16 protein-coding genes are annotated in these 20,204 nt (G+C 61.2%); 9 read left to right on the top strand and 7 right to left on the bottom strand.

Annotation, left to right across the window (positions count from 1 at the left end; genetic code table 11):
- Nucleotides 1-19 precede the first annotated feature (19 nt).
- From GNH96_RS02390 to pap, 4 genes are all read right to left on the bottom strand, one after another.
- Nucleotides 20-808, bottom strand: a complete 789-nt coding sequence (locus GNH96_RS02390) for a ParA family protein (protein WP_169601937.1) — start codon at nt 806-808, stop codon at nt 20-22.
- Nucleotides 809-1,441, bottom strand: a complete 633-nt coding sequence (gene rsmG / locus GNH96_RS02385) for a 16S rRNA (guanine(527)-N(7))-methyltransferase RsmG (protein ID WP_169601934.1) — start codon at nt 1,439-1,441, stop codon at nt 809-811. It abuts the gene before it with no gap.
- Complete coding sequence (mnmG, locus tag GNH96_RS02380; RefSeq protein WP_169601932.1) at nt 1,432-3,318, bottom strand: tRNA uridine-5-carboxymethylaminomethyl(34) synthesis enzyme MnmG; 1,887 nt, start codon at nt 3,316-3,318, stop codon at nt 1,432-1,434. Before mnmG ends, rsmG begins: the two co-directional genes overlap by 10 nt.
- Nucleotides 3,319-3,397: 79 nt before the next feature.
- Nucleotides 3,398-4,870, bottom strand: coding sequence for a polyphosphate:AMP phosphotransferase (gene pap / locus GNH96_RS02375; protein WP_169601930.1), 1,473 nt, complete (start codon nt 4,868-4,870; stop codon nt 3,398-3,400).
- A gap of 323 nt (nt 4,871-5,193) precedes the next feature.
- Between pap and GNH96_RS02370 the strand changes: the two genes are divergently transcribed.
- From GNH96_RS02370 to GNH96_RS02360, 3 genes are read left to right on the top strand one after another with little or no spacing between them, the layout of a single operon-like run.
- Nucleotides 5,194-6,123 carry an SPFH domain-containing protein gene (locus GNH96_RS02370; protein ID WP_169601928.1) on the top strand — a complete coding sequence of 310 codons (930 nt, stop codon included), beginning with the start codon at nt 5,194-5,196 and terminating at the stop codon, nt 6,121-6,123.
- On the top strand, nt 6,120-6,563 hold the full coding sequence (locus GNH96_RS02365) for an NfeD family protein (protein WP_169601926.1): 444 nt from the start codon (nt 6,120-6,122) through the stop codon (nt 6,561-6,563). Before GNH96_RS02370 ends, GNH96_RS02365 begins: the two co-directional genes overlap by 4 nt.
- Before the next feature lie 39 nt (nt 6,564-6,602).
- A complete protein-coding gene (locus GNH96_RS02360; RefSeq protein WP_228719982.1) occupies nt 6,603-9,854 on the top strand; it encodes a DUF748 domain-containing protein in 3,252 nt (1,083 codons plus the stop codon).
- A gap of 8 nt (nt 9,855-9,862) precedes the next feature.
- Here GNH96_RS02360 and GNH96_RS02355 read toward each other — a convergent pair whose 3' ends face one another.
- The 3 genes from GNH96_RS02355 to GNH96_RS02345 are packed head-to-tail and all read right to left on the bottom strand — an operon-like array spanning nt 9,863 to nt 11,831.
- Nucleotides 9,863-10,621, bottom strand: coding sequence for an HvfC family RiPP maturation protein (locus tag GNH96_RS02355; RefSeq protein WP_169601924.1), 759 nt, complete (start codon nt 10,619-10,621; stop codon nt 9,863-9,865).
- Complete coding sequence (locus GNH96_RS02350) at nt 10,614-11,465, bottom strand: HvfB family MNIO-type RiPP peptide maturase (protein ID WP_169601922.1); 852 nt, start codon at nt 11,463-11,465, stop codon at nt 10,614-10,616. Before GNH96_RS02350 ends, GNH96_RS02355 begins: the two co-directional genes overlap by 8 nt.
- Nucleotides 11,466-11,492: 27 nt before the next feature.
- Nucleotides 11,493-11,831 (bottom strand): hypothetical protein, encoded by a 339-nt coding sequence (locus tag GNH96_RS02345; RefSeq protein ID WP_169601920.1) that lies wholly within the window; start codon nt 11,829-11,831, stop codon nt 11,493-11,495.
- 235 nt (nt 11,832-12,066) lie between these two features.
- Between GNH96_RS02345 and clpB the strand changes: the two genes are divergently transcribed.
- From clpB to nadC, 6 genes are all read left to right on the top strand, one after another.
- The gene (gene clpB / locus GNH96_RS02340) at nt 12,067-14,646 is read left to right on the top strand and encodes an ATP-dependent chaperone ClpB (RefSeq protein ID WP_169601918.1); all 2,580 of its coding nucleotides are present in this window, start codon (nt 12,067-12,069) and stop codon (nt 14,644-14,646) included.
- A gap of 98 nt (nt 14,647-14,744) precedes the next feature.
- The gene (phoB, locus tag GNH96_RS02335; RefSeq protein WP_169601916.1) at nt 14,745-15,443 is read left to right on the top strand and encodes a phosphate regulon transcriptional regulator PhoB; all 699 of its coding nucleotides are present in this window, start codon (nt 14,745-14,747) and stop codon (nt 15,441-15,443) included.
- Nucleotides 15,444-15,446: 3 nt separating this feature from the next.
- Nucleotides 15,447-16,772 (top strand): phosphate regulon sensor histidine kinase PhoR, encoded by a 1,326-nt coding sequence (phoR, locus tag GNH96_RS02330; RefSeq protein WP_169601914.1) that lies wholly within the window; start codon nt 15,447-15,449, stop codon nt 16,770-16,772.
- Between the two features lie 195 nt (nt 16,773-16,967).
- Nucleotides 16,968-18,020, top strand: coding sequence for an OmpA family protein (locus GNH96_RS02325; RefSeq protein WP_169601912.1), 1,053 nt, complete (start codon nt 16,968-16,970; stop codon nt 18,018-18,020).
- 171 nt (nt 18,021-18,191) lie between these two features.
- Nucleotides 18,192-19,352 carry a substrate-binding domain-containing protein gene (locus GNH96_RS02320; protein WP_169601910.1) on the top strand — a complete coding sequence of 387 codons (1,161 nt, stop codon included), beginning with the start codon at nt 18,192-18,194 and terminating at the stop codon, nt 19,350-19,352.
- Nucleotides 19,353-19,355: 3 nt separating this feature from the next.
- A complete protein-coding gene (nadC, locus tag GNH96_RS02315) occupies nt 19,356-20,198 on the top strand; it encodes a carboxylating nicotinate-nucleotide diphosphorylase (protein ID WP_169601908.1) in 843 nt (280 codons plus the stop codon).
- Nucleotides 20,199-20,204 lie beyond the last annotated feature (6 nt).

The raw sequence follows: 20,204 nt of genomic DNA, 5'->3' as shown, positions 1-20,204 counted from the left end.
TCGTCGATTCCCTCGTTTTCTACGCGGCGGCGGTCTTTCGCTCATTGCGGCGGACGATTTCGCCGGCCAGCGCCAGATAGGCCAGCGCCCCCTTGGAACTCTTGTCGTGATACATGACCGGCACGCCGTGGCTGGGTGCCTCGGCCAGGCGGATGTTGCGGGGGATGACGGTGCGGAACACCCGGTCCGGGAAATGCTCGAGCAATTGCTCGGAAACCTCGTTGGCCAGCCGGCTGCGGGTGTCGTACATGGTACGCAGCAGTCCTTCCACCGCCAGCCGGGGATTCACGCTCGCGCGGATCTTGCCCAGGGTGTCCATCAGATCCGACAAACCTTCCAGCGCGTAGTACTCGCATTGCATCGGGATCAGCACGCTGTCGGCCGCAACCAGGGCGTTGACCGTCAGCATGTTGAGAGACGGCGGGCAGTCGATCAGGATGAACCGGTAAAGGCCGAGGCAGGGCTCCAAGGCCTCGGCCAGGCAGCGGTCGCGTCCGTCGATTTGCAGCAGATCGACCTGCGCCGCGGCCAGGTCGGAATTGCTGGGCATGAGGTCGAAACCCAGCCCTTCGAGTTCGATGATCGCATCCATAGCCCGGGCATGCCGGATCAGCACCTGGTAACTCGATCGGCGCAGGGTTCGCTTGTCGACGCCGCATCCCATGGTCGCATTGCCTTGCGGATCGAGGTCGATCAGCAGCACCTTGTTTTTCGTCGCCGCCAGGGATGCGGCCAGGTTGACGCCGGTCGTGGTCTTGCCGACCCCCCCTTTCTGGTTCGCGATTGCGATGATCTTTGCCTTGCCCATTTACGAATCCTGCCCTGTCGCCCTGAGTTCTGCAAGATGCCGTTCCGCGTCCACGCCAGGCACCCGCAACCGATGGATGCCGACCGCGATTCCGGCCGGCAATGCGCCGAGTTCGGCTTCGGGCCGGCGCCCCTTGAGGGCCAGCACGGCGCCGCCCGCCTTGAGCAGGGGGCTCGCGTCGGCCCAGATTTCCGCCAGCGCGGCATAGGCCCGCGCCAACACGCAGTCAAAACCGGTCGCATCGCTGAAAGACTCGACCCGCGCCTGCACCGGCGCGACGTTGGAGAGGCCCAGCTCGATCACCACCTGATGGACGAAGCGGATTTTCTTCGCATTGCAGTCGAGCAGCACGAACCGCCGCTCCGGCTGCACGATCGCCAGCGGAATGCCCGGCAGGCCCGCGCCGGTTCCGACGTCCAGGACCCGCTCGCCATGCAGGTAGGGCGCGACCGAAAGGCTGTCGAGGAGATGCAGTTGCACCGACTCCCGTGGATCTTCGATGGCCGTGAGGTTGTAAACCCGGTTCCACTTGCGCAGCAGTTCGACGAAATGCAGCAGACGCCGGCGTTGTCCGGGATCGGCGGACAAGCCCAGTTCGCTCAAGCCCTGCTCGAGCAGTGCGGTCAAGGGCATGGGGTGACGCCGCTTCGGCGCAGATGCACCAGCAGCAGCGAGATCGCCGCCGGCGTCACGCCGGGGATGCGCGCCGCCTGGCCGACGGTGCCTGGCTTGAGCCGGCCCAGCTTTTCCCTCACTTCGTTGGATAGCCCCACGACATGGGTGTAATCCATCGCGTCCGGCAGACACCAGGCCTCATAGCGCCGGATGCGTTCGATCTCCGCCTGCTGGCGTTCGATGTAGCCGGTGTATTTGGCCTGGATTTCCACCTGCTCCCGCACCGCCGCGTCCATGCCCTCGAACAAGTCCGGGGCGCAGCCCGAGATGAGATCGAGGCCGACGTCCGGGCGCCGCAGCAGTTCCAACAGGCTCGACTCGTGCTGCAGCGGTATCGTCGTGAGCGTGCACCAGGCTTCGGCTTCCTCGGTATCGGGACGGATGCGCCGCCCCGCGAGACGCGCGCCCAACGCTTCGATGGCGCCGCGTTTGGCTTCGAAAGCCGCCCAGCGCGCATCGTCCACCAGTCCCAGGGCGCGGCCGGTTTCGGTCAAACGCAGATCGGCATTGTCTTCCCGCAGCACCAGGCGGTATTCGGCGCGGCTGGTGAACATCCGGTAGGGCTCGGACGTGCCGCGGGTGATGAGGTCGTCGACCAGCACGCCGAGGTAGGCCTCGCCCCGGCCCGGCCACCACGATTCCAAGTCCCGCGCCTTGCGCGCCGCGTTGAGGCCCGCCAGCAATCCCTGCGCCGCCGCCTCCTCGTAACCGGTCGTGCCATTGATCTGGCCGGCAAAAAACAGGTTCGCCATGTGGCGCGTTTCCAGTGAGTAATGGAGGTCCTGCGGGTCGAAGAAATCGTATTCGATCGCATAGCCGGGCCGGGTGATTCGTGCGTTCTCGAACCCCTCGATCGAGCGGACCATGGCGATCTGCACGTCGAACGGCAGGCTGGTGGAAATCCCGTTGGGATAGATTTCCAGGCTGTCGAGGCCTTCCGGCTCGACGAAAATCTGGTGCGAACCGCGTTCGGCGAAACGCACCACCTTGTCTTCGATGGACGGACAGTAGCGCGGTCCGACGCCCTCGATGATGCCGGTGAACATCGGCGAGCGGTCGAGGCCGGCGCGGATCAGCTCATGGGTGCGCTCGTTGGTGCGGGTGATGTAGCACGACACCTGCGAAGGATGCTCGTCGCGGCTGCCGATGAAGGAAAACACGGGGGTCGGATCGTCGCCCGGCTGTTCGACCATCCGGCTGAAATCGATGCTGCGGCGGTCGATGCGCGGCGGGGTGCCGGTCTTCAGCCGCGAGACCTTGAACCCCAGATCGCGCAGGCGCCGCGCGAGATCGGTCGCGGGCGGGTCGCCGGCCCGGCCACCGTCGTAGTTTTCCAGGCCAATGTGGATGCGCCCGGCCAGAAATGTCCCGACGGTGAGCACCACGCAGCGGGAACGGAACTTGAGCCCCATCTGGGTCACGACGCCGGCCGCCCTGCCGTCTTCGACGATCAGGTCGACCACGGTCTGCTGGAACAGGCTGAGGTTTTCCTGCGCTCCCAGTCCCTCCCGCACGGCCTTGCGGTAGAGGCTGCGGTCCGCCTGGGCGCGGGTCGCCCGCACCGCCGGGCCCTTGCTCGCGTTCAGGGTACGGAACTGGATGCCCGCGCGGTCCGCCGCACGCGCCATCAGCCCCCCCAGGGCGTCGATTTCCCTCACCAGATGGCCTTTGCCGATGCCGCCGATGGCCGGATTGCAGCTCATCTGGCCCAGGGTTTCCACGTTCTGCGTCAGCAGCAGGGTACGCGCGCCGGTACGCGCTGCGGCCAGGGCGGCCTCGACGCCGGCGTGTCCGCCGCCGACTACGATCACATCGAATTGGTCATGGAAAAACATGGGGCTCCGCCGGTTTCGGCCCGGCTGGGGATGGCTCGAGGGGGGCGAAGTTTATCAGACTTTTCATACCGTTAGATAACTAGAGTTTCAGCGCCCGCTGGTAAGCCTTGCACAGGGTGCGAAACACTTCGATGCGCGCGTGGTACTTGTCGTTGGCGGCGACGATATGCCAAGGCGCATAGCTGGTGCTGGTCTGGGTCACCATGTCGTTCACCGCCTGTTCGTAAGCCTCCCATTTCTCCCGGTTGCGCAAGTCGTCCTCGGTGATCTTGTAGCGCTTGTAGCGTGTCTGCTCGCGCTCCCGGAACCGCTTGGCCTGTTCGTCCTTGGAGATGTGCAGCCAGAACTTGAGCAGGATGATGCCGTGGCCGGTCAGTTCCTCCTCGAAGTCGTTGATTTCGGAATAGGCGCGGCGCCATTCCTCGTCGCTGGCGAAGCCTTCCACCCGCTCCACCAGCACCCTGCCATACCAGCTCCGGTCGTAGATGGTGACGTTGCCATCGCGCGGCAGGTGCCGCCAGAACCGCCAGAGGTAATGATGCGCCCTTTCCTCGTCGGTCGGCGCGGCGATGGGAATGACGCGGTAGTTGCGCGCATCCATCGCCGGCGTGATGCGGCGGATGACTCCGCCTTTGCCGGCCGCGTCCCAACCCTCGAATACCAGCATGGCCGAGCGTTTTTGCTGGCGTGCCAGCCGGGTCAGGCGGCTGATCCTGGACTGGAAGGCGGACTTTTCCTCCTGGTAGGCCTTTTTTCCAAGTTGGGCCTTCAAATCCACCGCGCTTAGGATGCTCGGCCCGGGACTCGAAACCGGGGGTCCGGACTTGGCGCATTTGTTCCGGACACCTTCCAAACGAGCCGTAATGCACTGTGCCAGATGGCGGCCGACCGCGATCCGCCGGTAGTGCGAGTCGTAGCCGTTGACCAGGAACCAGGGCGCTTCCGGCGTATTGGTTTCCCGCAGCGCTTTCTCCGCGATCACGAGAAAATCGTCGTAGAGCTTCAGGTGTTCGTGCTCGATTTCGGTGATCTTCCAGCGCGTCTCGGGATCACTCTCGGTTTTGTCGATGATCTTGCGCTGCTGCTTCTTGCTCAGATGCAGCCAGCATTTGACCACCAGGGCGCCGTCGCTGGCCCAGGCTTTTTCCAGGCGGTTGATGTGGGCCAACTCGGCCAGGAAGGCGGCTTCGTCGATACGCGAATACAGCCGGTCCGCAAGCGGCGGTCCGTACCAGCCGACGGTGAAAATCCCGATCCGGCCGCGCGGCGGCTGAGCCATCCAATAGCGCCAGTGATTGGGGCGCTCCCGTTCGTCCTCCGAAGGCCTGCCGAAGGCATGGGTTCCCATGTAGCGCGGGTCCATCCATTCGTTCAGCGTGTGGATGATGTCACCCTTGCCCGCGCAGTCCAGGCCCGCCACCAGAAAGACGACAGTGATCCCCGCGGTTTCGATCTTCTGTTGTAAATCCAGGAGCTGCATTCGCAGATCCGGTACTTGAGCAGCGTATGAGGTTTTATCCAGCGTGGATTTCAGTTCCGCGACTTCGAACATCCGAGAAGTTCCTGTGGTTTGCGATCCGGTGTGGGAAAAGTCCGCCTTTCCCTGTGCACAACGTGTGCGGTCCTTCGATGCGTACGACCGGAATCAAGTTATCCACAATCCATCTACATGTCAGCCCGAATTTACCAACACCCTCGTCCTCTCTGCAAGACATTGATATCCTTTGAAAAAATTCTTTTCCCACAGATTTGGTCTTGGCTAGTCATAAATCAAATTCCTTTTCTTCAAGAATTTTCTGTAACAGTCCGTGTGGACCGACGAACGATCAAGCTATCCTAAAGGCGTCCCATTCGTTAGCTCTTGCGGAGACGCACATGTCCGGTTTTGCCCTGTTCGTCCTGTTTTTCTTCATTCTTTGCATCGTCATCGTGGTGCTCAGCGTCAAGTTCGTCCCCCAGGGAACCGAATACACGGTGGAACGCTTCGGGAAATACACGAGGACGCTGAGTCCCGGGATCAACTGGATTCGTCCGGTCATCGATCAGATCGGAGCACGCCTGAGCATGATGGAGCAGGTGCTGGATGTACCTTCCCAGGAAGTGATCACCAAGGACAATGCCATGGTCACGGTCAATGGCGTGGTGTTCTACCAGGTCGTGGACGCCGCGAGAGCCGCCTATGAGGTCAGCAATCTCCAGTTCGCCATCATGCAGTTGACCATGACCAACATCCGTACCGTCATGGGATCGATGGATCTGGACGAACTGTTGTCGAAACGGGATGAGATCAATGCGCGCTTGCTCACCGTCGTGGACGATGCGACCACGCCCTGGGGCGTCAAAGTCACCCGCATCGAAATCAAGGACATCGCCCCGCCCCAGGATCTGGTGGACTCGATGGCGAGGCAGATGAAAGCCGAGCGCGACAAGCGTGCCGCGATCCTGGAAGCGGAAGGCCATCGCCAGGCCGAAATCCTGCGTGCCGAGGGCGAAAAGCAGGGCGCGATACTCGAAGCCGAAGGTCGGCGCGAAGCAGCGTTTCGGGACGCCGAAGCCCGAGAGCGGCTGGCGGAAGCGGAAGCACGGGCGACCGCGCTGGTGTCCGAGGCCATTGCCAAGGGCGACATCCAAGCCGTCAACTACTTTGTCGCCCAGAAATACGTCGAAGCCCTGCGGGACATTGCCGCGGCGCCGAATAACAAGCTCATCCTCATGCCGCTGGAGGCCTCGAGCCTCCTCGGCTCCCTGGGAGGCATCGTGGAACTGACTCGGGAAACCTTCGGCAAACCCAAGGACCTCAAATGATCTGGGATACCCTCGTTTTCTGGCATTGGTGGACGCTGGGCACCTTGTTGTTGATTCTGGAACTGCTCGTTCCCGGCATGTATTTTCTCTGGATGGCGGAAGCCGCTCTGGTGACCGGCGCGGTGCTCTGGTTGTTTCCAGAACTGGGCTGGGAAGTTCAGTTGCTGCTGTTTTCGGTGCTTTCGCTGGCGAGTATTTTCGCGTTCGAAAAACTCATCGGGCGCAAGCCCATCGCATCCGACCGGCCCTTGCTCAACCGCCGAGCGGCGCAGTACCTAGGGCGGACACTGACGCTGGAACAACCCATCGTCAACGGGATGGGCAAAATCCATATCGACGACTCGATATGGCGGGTATGTGGCGAGGATTGTCCGGCGGGGACGAAAGTCAAGGTGAGTGACGTCGAAGGCGTCATTCTCAAGGTGGAACGCATCGACTGATACCGCTTCCGCAGATCATCTTTCCATCGGTCGATCGAAATGGTTTTTGCGTCCATTCGGCCAAGGAAGGCCCGTATCCTGATTTTCGGAGCAACGGGCTTCTTAGTCTTCGCTCTCTTCTATATCGCGGTCGGTTTCTTAGTCGTTCCCTATCTCGTTCGGACACGATTGCCAGCGATCGTGGCAGGGGAGTGGCAAGGTTCGTTCCGGATGGATGATGTCCGGTTCAATCCCTTTTCCGGCAAGCTCGAACTCGACGGGGCTGTACTCGATACCCCCGACGGGCAGCCTGCCCTGAGGGCCGAGCATATCGCCCTGAATCTTGCGATCCGGGCTAGCCTCAAGTACCGAAACTTGATTGCTGACGGTATTGCGCACGGGGCCGATATCCGGATCAATCTGGATACGAAAGGTTCCTCCAACTGGACCCAACTCATTGGTGAGGCGGAAGACGTCTCATCCGCGGCGATTCCCTTCGCCATCGGACAATTCTCTATCAAAAACAGTACGTTGGAATTCCATGATGAGGGCAGCAATGTTGTCTTGAATGTGGCCGGCATGGACGCCGATCTTTACGATCTGGGCCCGGATTTGCGTCGGCCCGCGCGGCTCGAATTAAAAGGTTCGAGCGGTGCCCGTGGCAGATTCGAAGGGACGGCGGCGCTGATACTTTCCCCGGTTGACATCAATGCCGACTTCCATACCGAAAACCTGGAGTTGATGCCTATTGCGGCTTACCTCGAGGACGCGGGTATCGTACTGAAGAAAGGGATGTTGAATGGCGATCTAGCGTTCGAATACAAATCGCTCGACGACCGCTCGGTTTTTTCGCTGAAAAAGTCGAAGCTGAGCGGGAAGGATATTCAATGGCGCATGGGGACCGATCGAGCGGTCGACATCCAAGTCGGCGAGGTTCACGTCGATGAGCTGGAATACGACGGGACGAAATCGACACTGAGCATAGGTAAAGCGCATCTCGACGTTGTTTCCGCCGCCGGACCGGAAGGCGTCGGTGTTCGCATCGGCGGTGCCGACATGGGACAGCTGTCGGTCGATTTTTCCGATTTTGCCGTGCAAGCCGATAGTGCCGGTGTGAATTCCACCGAAGTCACCAAAGACGACGAGTCAGGCAGGATCGAGATGGCTATTTCCAATATCCGATCCCATGGCCTCGGGTTTCGTGACGGTCAGGTGTCAGTGGCGGGTTTGGAAGCCGATCGGATCGTGCTTCAAGACTTTTCCGATGCCGACGGTGCACCCCGTGAGCTTAGTTTCGGTAAGGTATCCGTGCAGGGAGGGGTGGGCGATATCGGGAAACGGCTTTTGTCGGCGGAAAAATTCGATTCGTCCGACGCGACAATCCAGGCCTGGATTGCCGCGAAAGGGATAGTCGGGATGCCGGGCTACGCCGGTATCGAAACTGCCGGGTGGCAGTCACGGCCCTCGAAGGAAACCTGGGCGGTCAGTCTGGATGAGGCACTGATACGCAATTACCGGGTTCGTCTCGTCGATCGCAGCATCGATCCGCCGGCAAGTCTCGATTTGGCAGATCTGGATATCCGGCTCACGGGCCTGAATACACGGCAGGGGAAATTCGCGCTCCGCCTCGAATCCAGCGTTGGCAGGCGGGGCAAGATGACGGTGGAGGGCACCGGCAGGGTCGATCCCCCGGAGGCCGATCTGCACTTGCGTATGCAAGGCATCGGCCTGCGGCCGTTCCGGCCCTATCTGAATGGCCTTGCCCGGATCGACCTGGCGAAAGGAAGGCTCAATCTCGAAGGAGACTTGGCGTACCGGCCGGTGAGAGGTGACACCCGGTTCAGCGGGACGGCGGAGATCGCCGGGCTGGTCACCTTCGACAAGAGGGAGGGACGGCATTTCGTCAACTGGCGGTCGCTGCGTGCGGACGAGCTGACGCTGGAAACCGCTGCGAACCGTTTGAGTATCCGCGAGCTGATTGCCGACAAGCCTTATCTGCGTGTCGTCGTGAGCCCTGAGCGTACCCTCAACCTGATCGAAAATCTGTTTCAGCCGGAGCCGAAAACCGATATGCCCAGGCGTGCGGCGGTCGGCGAACGGGACGGCCGGCCGCTCGCCGTGACGGTTGGGTCATTGCTGGTCCGCGAGGGTTCCGCCGATTTTTCCGACCTCAGCCTGCAGCCGAATGTTTCCGTCGATATCCATGGTTTGTCCGGCTTCATCCGGTCGCTGTCTTCCAAGCCGGACGCCAAGGCCGAAGTCTCGATCAGGGGAAGCATCAGTGATGCCTCGCCTGTGACGATCAGCGGGCGGATCAATCCCTTCCAAATCGGCACATTCGCCGACATCCGGATGCGTTTCGCCAACGTCGATCTGACGGAACTCTCCCCCTATTCGGCCAAGTTTGCCGGTTATCGGATCGATCGGGGCAAGCTCGACCTGGACCTGCATTACCAGCTTTCCGACCGGAAATTGGTCGCGGATAACAACATGGTTTTCGACCACCTGACCCTGGGCGAGCGCGTCGAAAGCCCGAACGCAACCTCCTTGCCGGTCAAGCTGGCAGTGTCGCTGATGCGGGGTTTCGACGGAAAGATCGATATCGACCTGCCCATCAGCGGCAACCTCGACGATCCGAATTTCAGCATCGGTGGCCTTCTGGCGAAAGCGGCTGTCGGCGTGATCACCAAAGTGGTCGGCTCACCGTTTTCGGCGGTCGGGATGCTGCTGGATGGCGGCAGCGACGATGCCGGTTCGATCCGGTTTGCCACCGGTTCCTCCTCTCTGGAGGATCCGGAAAAGGCGAAGCTCGACGCGCTCGCGAAAGCGCTTTCGGATCGCTCAGGCCTCAACCTGGAAATCCGCGGAACGGCTCGGACTGGCAAGGACGCAAGCGCGCTGGCCGAGCAGCAATTGCGGCGCCAACTGGAGAACGCCAAAGCCATCGAACTGCGTATCGGCGGCGGGGATCAGGACCGGGGGCCGGCCGGCCCCGTGGTCCTGTCGGACGAGGATTACCACCGTCTGTTCAGCCAGTTCTACCGAATGCGTTATCCCGGAGCGAGCGAATGGGCCGAGCTGCCGAAGGGGGAGCGGGTTCTGAGTCGCGCGCTTTTCGAAAGTGCCCGGCGGAAGGTGCTGAAGGACTGGACCATCGGCGAAATCGACCTGCGCCGCCTGGCGCAGGCGCGCGCCGCCGGCATACGCAGCTATCTCATGCAGAAAGGGATCGAGCCGAACCGGATTTATCTGCTGGATGTGTACCTGTCCGCAGACGATGGCGATACCGTCGCCCTGTTGAGCCTGAGCTGAAGTTGCAGTCAGACGAAGCGGACGATGCCGCGTTCGTCGAGGTCTGCCAGCACGGGCTCCACCTGCTGGCTCAAGACCGCTGCATCACCGCCGGTTTCTTCCGCAAGTTGCTCGATATGCCATTGGGTGGGCCGCGCTTGGGCCTCTTCGAAAAATCGGAACAAGCGATAGAGCAAAGGCGGGCTTTCCAGGAATCTGACCCGGTCTTCCCGGCAGCGATAGACCAGGAGGAAGCTCGGAGTTTCCGGTGGAGACACCGGCATGAAGTCCGGACCGATGCGATGGACCGGATAGCGGTAGGCCAGGTGCCAGGCCAAGGGCGAGATTTCGATGCCCCGCTCCGGCCAGTTTGACGGCAAACCGGGTGACACTGGAAATGCCTCGGCCGGGTGAATCGCCAGGGCGAGTTCGACCCATTCGTAGTGCGCGAGTTCGAACAGGAAAGGCGGGTCCTCCTCGCGCGCGTCCCGTTCTTCTTCCAGATAGACGAGGAATTCCTCGCAGATTTCGGAGAAATACGGTGTCGTGCAGACGTGACGGGCAAAGAAATCCCGTATCAGCGCGCTCCAGCTTGCTTCGCCCAGAAGCCGCTTGATGACCGGGAATCCGTTGCCGACGAAGCTTTCGATGTTGTTGTATAGCAGCTCCCGGTAGATTGCCATGCGTTCGGGGGGAACGCCGGCCGGCGCGGGGTATCGGGCGGGGTCCCGGACATGGGACGCAAACACCCGCTGCAGACGCTGGAAGGCGAGTTCAACTTCAGCCATGGCGTCGTAATGCGGGCTCGGCCACTCGCTGCTGCAAGCTTCGGATGGCGGCGACTTCGTCTAGGAGTTCGGCCAGCGGAGGTATGTTGAAATCGCGTTCCAACAGCGTGGGGAAAGTGCCGAAGGCCTCGTAGGCGGTGTCGAGCAGCTTCCATACCGGATCGATGATTGGCGCGCCATGGGTATCGACCAGGAAATCCGGGGCTTGCACGTAATGGCCGGCCATGTGGGCGTAGACGATGCGCTCGGGCGGGAGGCCCAAGAGGAAGGTCAACGGGTCATAGCCGTGATTGACGCTGTTGACGTAGATGTTGTTGATGTCGAGCAGCAGATCGCAATCAGCTTCCGCGAGCACCGCGTTGAGAAAGTCGAGCTCGTCCATTTCCCGGCCCGGTGCGGCATAGTAGGACACATTCTCGATGGCGATGCGCCGCTCCAGAATGTCCTGGACTCGGCGGATGCGTTCCGCGACGTAGCCCACTGCTTCGGCGGTGAACGGAATGGGCAGCAGATCGTAGAGATGTCCCTGGTCGCTGCAGTAGCTTAGGTGTTCGCTGTACAGCGAGATGCCGTGAAGTTGCAGGAACGCCTTGAGTTCGGTGAGAAACGATTCGTCCAGCGGCGTCGGCCCGCCGAGGGAAAGCGTCAGCCCGTGGCAGACGAAGGGGAGGCGTTCGGTCAAGGAGCGAAACAGGCGGCCATTGCGGCCGCCCATTCGCATCCAATTTTCGGGTGCAACCTCGTAGAAATCCACCGATCCGGGAGGATCGGCGACGACCGATTCGATGAAGCTGCGACGCAGGCCGAGGCCTGCGCCGCGAATGCCGGTAGCTTTCTCGACCATCCCGGCCGGGCCGCCAAACCGAAGATACTAGGGCTTCGGCGTTTCGGCGGGAGCCGGAGCCGGGGATGCGCCATCCTTCTTCATGCCGGCGCACTTGCCTTCCATTGCCTTGGCATCTGCCTTGGCATCGGTGCCTTGCATCATGGAGGCGCCGCATTTCATCTCCGGATTGCTTTTCATCACTTCGGCGCCGCACTTCATTTCCTTTTGATCCTTGCCGGCTTCGGCGAGCTGCATGTAACCGCTCGTCAGTTCCTTGGCGGCGAAAGGATTCTCGGCGGCCACGACGGCACCGGCCGAGAGGGAGGTCGCGAGGGCGGTGCCCACGACGGTCGACAGCGAGGTTTTCTGGAATGTATTGCTCATAGCAGCTCGAATCCTCCAAGGTAAGGAATGACGCATGATCGAAGCATGCGTTTGTTAGACAACGCCGGAACGAAAAGTCATCATGAATCGCCAAGCTGTTGTCCGGGGTGTTTTCCCCTGCGGCTATTGTCACATATGGTCCAAAGCTTGGGTACTCCGGGGACTATGCTTGAAATAGGCGCTACTGCCCTCACAACCTCGGACAATTGAACATAACCTTAGAGGGGTTGAATCGATGCGAATGGACAAACTGACCAGCAAGTTTCAGGCGGCCCTTGCCGATGCCCAGAGCTTGGCGCTCGGGCGCGATCACCAGTTCATCGAAGCCGTGCATGTGATGTCGGCGTTGCTCAATCAGGAGGGGAGCACGGTGCGGCCGCTGCTGGCTCAGGCCGGTGCCAACGTTCCTCAGCTTCAGCAAGCCTTGGGCAGGGCGCTGGAACGCCTGCCTTCGGTGGAGGGCGTCGGCGGCGACGTGCAGATTTCCGCGGACCTCGCGCGCGTGCTCAACCTGACCGACAAGCTCGCCCAGAAGCGCGGCGACCAGTACATCACCAGCGAAATGTTCGTGCTGGCTGCGCTGGAATCCCGCGGCGAGCTTGCCGACCTCCTGCGTCAGGCCGGGTTGACCAAGGACGCCCTGGAGCGGGCGGTGGAAGCGGTGCGCGGCGGCCAGACGGCCGATGATCCGAACGTCGAGGAGCAGCGTCAGGCCTTGCAGAAATACACGATCGATCTGACCGAGCGCGCCGAACGCGGCAAGCTCGATCCGGTGATCGGCCGCGACGACGAAATCCGCCGGACGATCCAGGTGCTGCAGCGGCGCACCAAGAACAACCCGGTGCTGATCGGCGAACCCGGCGTGGGCAAGACGGCCATCGTCGAAGGCCTGGCTCAGCGCATCGTCAACGGCGAAGTGCCGGAAGGCGTCAAGGGCAAGCGCCTCTTGGCGCTGGACATGGCGGGGCTGATCGCCGGGGCGAAATTTCGCGGCGAGTTCGAGGAGCGGCTGAAGGGCGTGCTCAACGACATCGCCAAGCAGGAAGGCCGCGTCATCCTGTTCATCGACGAGTTGCACACCATGGTCGGCGCCGGCAAGGCGGAAGGGGCGATGGATGCGGGCAACATGCTCAAGCCGGCGCTGGCGCGAGGCGAGCTGCACTGCATCGGCGCGACCACGCTGGACGAATACCGCAAATACATCGAGAAGGACGCCGCGCTGGAGCGGCGTTTCCAGAAGGTGTTGGTCGGCGAACCGACCGTGGAAGATACCATCGCCATCCTGCGGGGCTTGAAGGAGCGCTACGAGGTCCATCACGGCGTCACCATCACCGATCCGGCGATCGTGGCCGCGGCCACGCTGTCGCACCGTTACATCACCGACCGCCAGCTTCCGGATAAGGCGATCGACCTGGTCGACGAGGCCGCCAGCCGCATCCGCATGGAAATCGATTCGAAACCGGAGGAGATGGATCGGCTCGACCGCCGCCTGATCCAGCTCCGGATCGAGCGCGAAGCCTTGAAGAAGGAAACCGACGAGGCTTCGAGGAAACGGCTGGAGGCCCTGGAGGGAGAGATCGGCAAGCTGGAGAAGGAATACGCCGATCTGGAAGAAATCTGGAAGAGCGAAAAATCCCGGTTGTCCGGCGCCGCCAGTATCAAGGAGGAATTGGAAAAGGCCCGGCTCGACCTCGACAATGCCAAGCGCGGCGGCGACCTGACCCGCGCCGGCCAGATCCAGTACGAGCGGATTCCGGCGCTGGAAAAGCGCCTGGCCGCAGCCGAAGCCGGCGAAAACGACGAGTTCAAGCTGCTGCGCAACAAGGTCACCGACGAGGAGATCGCCGAGGTCGTCTCCAAATGGACCGGAATTCCGGTGGCGAAGATGCTCGAAGGCGAGCGCGAGAAGCTTTTGCACATGGAACAGAATCTCGCCCAGCGGGTGGTCGGCCAGCAGGAGGCGATCACCGCGGTGGCCAACGCCATACGCCGCGCGCGCGCGGGCCTGGCCGATCCCAATCGGCCGAACGGTTCCTTCCTGTTCTTGGGGCCCACCGGGGTGGGAAAGACCGAATTGTGCAAAGCCCTGGCCGAGTTCCTGTTCGACACCGACGAGGCGATGGTGCGCATCGACATGTCGGAGTTCATGGAGAAGCACTCGGTGGCCCGCCTGATCGGGGCCCCGCCCGGCTACGTCGGCTACGAAGAGGGCGGCTACCTGACCGAGGCCGTGCGCCGCAAGCCCTACTCCGTGATTCTGCTGGACGAAGTCGAGAAGGCGCACCCGGACGTGTTCAACGTGCTGCTGCAGGTGCTGGACGACGGCCGCCTTACCGATGGCCACGGCCGCACCGTGGATTTCCGCAATGCGGTGGTGGTGATGACGTCCAATCTGGGTTCCAATCGCATCCAGGAGTTGGCGGGCGAGGCGCATTACGCCGAGATGAAGGCCGAGGTCATGGAGGTCGTGAGCCAGTATTTCCGGCCGGAGTTCATCAACCGCATCGACGAGGTGGTGGTGTTCCATCCCTTGGGGAAAGATCAGCTCAGAGCCATCGCCCGGATCCAGATCCGTCATCTGCAGGAACGCCTGCAGGCGCGCGACCTGTCCCTGGTGGTATCCGACGCGGCGCTGGATCAGCTCGGCGAGGCCGGTTTCGATCCGGTTTACGGCGCAAGACCACTGAAGCGGGTCATTCAGCAGGAGCTGGAAAATCCGCTGGCGCTGGACATACTCGCTGGCCGTTTCGCATCCGGCGACGTGATCGGCGTGGATGTCGAGGAGGGAAGGCTCAGGTTCTCCAAGATGGGTTGAGCTGCGGTCCGAGCCCGCCGGCCTGACTCGGAGTTGTAACGGTACGGTCATCTTCGGTCATTAGATTAGACGCGGTTTTTTAACGCTGGAATCCGAAGATGTCCGATATCAACGTGCTGGTAGTGGAAGATGAGGAAGCTATCCGGGAGATGCTGGCCCTGGTCCTCGAACAGGCGGATTTTGCCGTCCATACGGCGGGCGATGTTCAGCAGGCCTTGAGCCGTATGGACGAACAGGAACCCGATCTGATCCTGCTGGACTGGATGCTGCCGGGAATCAGCGGGGTCGAATGGGCACGCCGCCTGAAGAAGGACGAGAATTACGGCGATATCCCGCTTATTTTGGTGACGGCCCGCGGGGAGGAGGAGGACAAGATCAAGGGGCTCGACGTAGGGGCGGACGACTACGTGACCAAGCCCTTTTCTCCGCGGGAACTGATCGCGCGCATCCGGGCGGTCCTGCGCCGGAGCAGCCGGCAGGCCAAGCTGGATGGGCGTATCGAGATCGGTGGCATTCTCCTGGAGACCGACGAACACAGGGTCAGCATCGACGATGAGTCGGTGAATCTCAGCCCGACCGAGTACCGATTGATGGAGTTTTTCCTGACCCATCCAAGCAAGGTATACAGCCGTGCCCAGCTGCTCGATCAGGTGTGGGGCCGCAGTGCCTATATCGAAGAGCGCACCGTCGATGTCCATATCCGGAGGTTGCGCAAGATACTTTCGGAACACGGCCGGGAAGACATGATACAGACCGTCCGCGGATTCGGTTACCGTTTTTCGACGCGGCCGGACTGACGCATGCTTCGGGCCTGGGCTTCCGAATTCTTCACGATATTCTGGGTGGTGTTGGTTACGGTCATCGCCGGCCGAATCATCGACGACTTCGGCTTCGCCATGTGGATCGGTACGGCCTTATATCTGGTCCATCATCTGGTCCATGCCAACCGCCTCTATGTCTGGATGCGCGGTGGGCGGAGCGGGCGGATTCCCGCCGGCACCGGGATCTGGGAAGAAATTTATTATCTGATCCATAAGCTGCGCCGCCGCAACAAACGGCGAAAAAAGCAGCTTATCCGGATGCTGGAGCAATTCCGGACCGCGACTTCCGCGCTGCCGGATGCCACCGTCGTGCTGGGCGCGCGCGACGAAATCGACTGGTTCAACGAGTCCGCCTGTCGTCTCCTTGGCCTGCGCAAGAGCGATCTCGGCCAGAATATCGGCAATCTGGTGCGCTATCCGAAGTTTGCCGAGCACCTGAAACATTCGAGGCACAGTGCTACGGTCAGCATCCCCTCGCCGGCGGACGAAGCCCTGCAGCTGGAAATCAGGATCGTCCCCTATGGTGAGGATTCCAGACTGCTGATTGCACAGGACGTGACGCAGCTTCGTTTCATGGAGCGCGTCCGCAGCGATTTTGTAGCGAACGTCTCGCACGAACTCCGCACACCTTTGACGGTACTGAGGGGATACATGGAAACCCTGACCGAGGGGGGGCAGGATCTCCCGGCGTCTTCCTATAAAAAAATGGTCCAGCGCATGGTTGAACAGACCAGCCGCATGCAGAGCCTGGTTGACAATCTGCTGTCGCTGACGCGGCTGGAATCAGGGCCGCCCAAACCGGCGACGGTGGTTCAGGTTCCCCTCCTCCTCGATCGGCTGTGCAAGGAAGCCAACCTGGTGGAGGCTCCCGAGCACGCCCCTGTCCGGCTGGTGCTCGACTCTCAGGTTTCTTTGCTGGGCAACGAGACCGATCTCCATAGCGCTTTCGCCAATCTGATTTCCAACGCGGTCAAGTACAGCAGGCCCTCCGATACGGTGACGGTGCGCTGGTCCCAGGAGGAGGCGGGCGGCGTCCGGCTCGACGTCGAGGATACCGGCCCGGGGATTCCGAAAGAGCATCTTCCCCGTCTGACCGAACGTTTCTATCGCGTCGAAATCGAGGGCTGCCGCAGCAAATCGGGTACCGGGCTGGGGCTCGCGATCGTCAAGCATGTCATGTCGCGGCATGATGCGGAGCTGTTCATCGCCAGTGAACTCGGGCGAGGCAGTCGCTTCACCTGTGTTTTCCCGCCGAGCCGTGTGGTGGCGGGGTCCGACGCGAGCCGGCCGAATTTTCCGATGTAGGCGGCGGTTTCATTCCGGCACCCCGTTCACTATCATTCCTGCTGGAATTTTCTCAATCGACTCCCAATCCACCTGTCAAGAAAATTGTATGGAACCGGTGGGATTGTTGTTGCGCTAGGCTGTAAGCCTGTTTTACTATTGGGCCTGTTGTTTTATCGCGCGTGATTTGTTGCATTTTTGCTAAGGAGACGGGGTATGATTAAACGCACTTTGATAGCGCTGGGCATGGTCGCCGCAGCGACTGTTTCGGTACAGGCAGATGAGACTTTCATGGATGACCGCTGGTACGTCGCGCCGTTCGGCGAGTACTACTACACCGGTAAGAGTCCCGGACTCGTTTCCCAGGGGTGGGGTGCGGGTCTTGGCATCGGCAAGATCATCAACGAATATTTCAACATTGAAACGCGGTTCATCTGGAACCACTTTCAGGGCAACGCCACGAACCGGCCGATTTTTGGGCAGCACGACAATGCTCAGCTGGACCTGCTCGGCGGCACCGTCGATGTCCAATATTATTTCTCGCGCGACACCTTCCAGCCTTATGCCGTTCTGGCGGCTGGCGGTGCAAGCTGGGGTGGGCACGAAAATTATCGTTCGACCCGCTTCATCGGGGAGGCCGGTTTCGGCGCCAACTATGAGCTCAGCGACAACTTCCTTCTGCGCGGCGATCTGCGCTACCGCGCAAACATGGGGACTTGCGACAATTGCGGCAATATCAACGGGTTTGTCGTGAATGTCGGCTTCGAAGTTCCGTTCGGCGAGAAGCCCCACGCGCCCGTGGCTGCTGCTCCGGTTGCCCAGGACACCTGCGAATCGCGTGATTCCGACGGTGACGGGGTGAATGATTGCCTCGACAAATGCCCTGGCACGATGAAAGGCGCGAAGGTCGACAGCGATGGCTGCTTGATCCGCATCGAACTCCACGGTGTCAACTTCAAGTACGATTCGGCGGAGCTGACCGACAGCGCCAAGCGCATCCTGGACGAGACGGCGGAAAACCTGATCGTCTTCCCGGAGAAGCGTGACATCGAAGTCGCCGGTCATACCAGCACCGAGGGCACCAACGAGTACAACATGCGTCTGTCGATTCGCCGTGCGCATTCGGTGGCCGACTACCTGAAGGCCAAGGGTGTGACCAACCAGCTCTATCCGAAGGGCTACGGCGAGGAATACCCGCTGGTTCCGGAGCACAGCGAGGCGGATCGCGAGAAGAACCGCCGCGTGGAACTGATCTGGATGGGCGACTGATAGCGGGCCGGCTTCGGCCGGCCTTTCCCAGTTCAGCTTAGCCTGCAAACCCGCCTTCCGGCGGGTTTGCTTTTTCCGGGGTATGCCGAAGAAGTACAATCGGGTCGCAGACGGCCCGATTCCGGGCAAAATCTCTCTGCTGTCGATTCACCCTACTCATGAGGATGTCAGGTGCTAAATAGATTTCCGGTGTATGCCGCCGCTTCAATCCTGTTTTTTCATGCCGCAACGGCACAAGCGGAATTCGAACGCCCTTACCTGCTGATTGCGGGCTCGTCGACGATTTTCCCCTTGGCCAGTGCAGTGGCGGACCATGTTTCGGCGTCGGGGAAGGTGCGGAAGCCGAAAGTCGAGTCGACCGGCACCGGCGGCGGCATCAAGTTGTTCTGCGAGGGCACGGGTCGAAACTATCCCGATATCGTGCTTGCTTCCCGCATCATGAAGAAGACAGAGCGGGACGAGTGCAGTCTCAACGGCGTGAGTGAAATCACCGAATTGAAGATCGGCTATGACGGCATCGTCGTCGCGCAGTCCCGCAAGGACAAGCCCTTGAGCCTGACCAACCGCGACCTGTACCTGGCCTTGGCCAAGACGGTGCCGGATCCGAAGTGCGGCAGCTCTTGTGACAGATTGGTACCGAATCCCTACAAGAAGTGGAGTGAAGTCAACTCCGCCTTGCCGGATGCGCCCATCATGGTCTGGGGTCCGCCTTTGAGTTCCGGAACCCGCGACACCTTTGCGGAGGATGTGCTCGAAGCCGGCTGCGCGAGTTTTCCGGCGATGAAACAAATGATGCTGGCCAGCGAAGCCAAGTTCAAGAAACTCTGTCAGACCATCCGCGAGGATGGCGTTTACGAGAACGAACCGGAGAGCGGCATCATCGATCATGTCGGGGGAGGCCAGGGCCTGGGCATCGTCGATTTCGGCGTTCTCGCCAAGCACAAGTCCGAGTTGGCCGCGGTTTCCATCGAAGGCATCGAACCGACCTATGAATCGGTCAAGTCGCAGCGCTATCCCGTCGGGCGCCCCCTCTACATGTACGTCAAACAGGCGCATTTGGGGCTTGCGCCGGGCATGGAGGCCTACCTCAAGGAATTCACCAGCGACAAGGCATGGGGTGACGAGGGCTATCTCATTGCGGATGGACTGATCCCGATGCCTTCTGCCGAGCGTACGATCGAGCGGGAGAAGCTCAATGGCGTGGTGGCTCTTGCCGAACCCGCAGCGCCGAAAAGCGGTAAGAAATCCGCAAGCAAGGGAGGCAAGCCGGCTGCCAAGGGGAAATCAGCCAAGACCAAGGAATCCAAGAAATCCAAGAAAACTCAAGGATAATCCGTGATCGAGGCTACCGCGGAACCGAATCTCGGCGACATCGAACTCTATCTTGCCGAAGACATCGGTTCGGGCGATATCACCGCGGACATCGTCCCGGCATCGGCGTCGGCCAGGGCCGAGGTCATGACACGGGAGCCCATGGTCCTGTGCGGGCGCGCTTGGTTCGAAGCCGTTTTCCGGCGACTCGATCCCGCCGTCGGTATAGTCTGGTTCGTGGAGGAAGGCGCGGAAGCGTCCGCCGGCGGCCGCCTGTGCGAAGTCGAGGGAAACGCCAGGGCATTGCTCAGCGGCGAACGCACGGCGCTCAACCTCTTGCAGACCCTGTCCGGAACCGCGACCATGGCCCGGCGCTACGCCCGGGCCGTCGCGGGTACCGGGGTGCGGGTGCTCGACACGCGGAAAACCCTTCCCGGTCTGCGCTCAGCCCAGAAATACGCCGTGCGCTGCGGCGGCTGCCACAATCATCGCATCGGTCTCTACGATGCCGTGCTCATCAAGGAAAACCACATCGCTGCCGCGGGCTCCATCGGCGAGGCGGTGACGATGGCGCGGCGACTGCATCCGGACGTCATGGTCGAGGTCGAAGTGGAAAATTTCGCGGAACTCGAACAGGCCTTGGCGGCAGGGGTCGACCGGATCATGCTGGATAATTTCGAACTGGATGCGTTGGGCGAAGCGGTTGCCGTCGCCGCAGGTCGCGCGGAACTGGAAGTATCCGGCAATATCGATTTGGACAATATTCGCGCTGTGGCGGAAACCGGCGTGGATTTCATTTCGGTGGGCGGATTGACCAAGCACCTCCGCGCCATCGATTTGTCCATGCGTATCGTCCTTCTCGTCTGAGCGCCG

It is taken from the genome of Methylococcus geothermalis, from assembly GCF_012769535.1.
GTDB lineage: Bacteria > Pseudomonadota > Gammaproteobacteria > Methylococcales > Methylococcaceae > Methylococcus > Methylococcus geothermalis.
The sequence above is the reverse complement of the archived record's forward strand: the minus strand, read 5'-3'. Positions and strand labels throughout refer to the sequence as shown.

Coding starts and splice junctions, on each gene's coding strand:
- GNH96_RS02370 (WP_169601928.1), top strand. CDS start 5,194: ATGTCCGGTTTTGCCCTGTTCGTCCTGTTTTTCTTCATTCTTTGCATC.
- rsmG (WP_169601934.1), bottom strand. CDS start 1,441: ATGCCCTTGACCGCACTGCTCGAGCAGGGCTTGAGCGAACTGGGCTTG.
- phoB (WP_169601916.1), top strand. CDS start 14,745: ATGTCCGATATCAACGTGCTGGTAGTGGAAGATGAGGAAGCTATCCGG.
- GNH96_RS02325 (WP_169601912.1), top strand. CDS start 16,968: ATGATTAAACGCACTTTGATAGCGCTGGGCATGGTCGCCGCAGCGACT.
- GNH96_RS02355 (WP_169601924.1), bottom strand. CDS start 10,621: ATGGCTGAAGTTGAACTCGCCTTCCAGCGTCTGCAGCGGGTGTTTGCG.
- GNH96_RS02350 (WP_169601922.1), bottom strand. CDS start 11,465: ATGGTCGAGAAAGCTACCGGCATTCGCGGCGCAGGCCTCGGCCTGCGT.
- GNH96_RS02390 (WP_169601937.1), bottom strand. CDS start 808: ATGGGCAAGGCAAAGATCATCGCAATCGCGAACCAGAAAGGGGGGGTC.
- clpB (WP_169601918.1), top strand. CDS start 12,067: ATGCGAATGGACAAACTGACCAGCAAGTTTCAGGCGGCCCTTGCCGAT.
- GNH96_RS02365 (WP_169601926.1), top strand. CDS start 6,120: ATGATCTGGGATACCCTCGTTTTCTGGCATTGGTGGACGCTGGGCACC.
- GNH96_RS02345 (WP_169601920.1), bottom strand. CDS start 11,831: ATGAGCAATACATTCCAGAAAACCTCGCTGTCGACCGTCGTGGGCACC.
- phoR (WP_169601914.1), top strand. CDS start 15,447: ATGCTTCGGGCCTGGGCTTCCGAATTCTTCACGATATTCTGGGTGGTG.
- GNH96_RS02360 (WP_228719982.1), top strand. CDS start 6,603: ATGGTTTTTGCGTCCATTCGGCCAAGGAAGGCCCGTATCCTGATTTTC.
- pap (WP_169601930.1), bottom strand. CDS start 4,870: ATGTTCGAAGTCGCGGAACTGAAATCCACGCTGGATAAAACCTCATAC.
- mnmG (WP_169601932.1), bottom strand. CDS start 3,318: ATGTTTTTCCATGACCAATTCGATGTGATCGTAGTCGGCGGCGGACAC.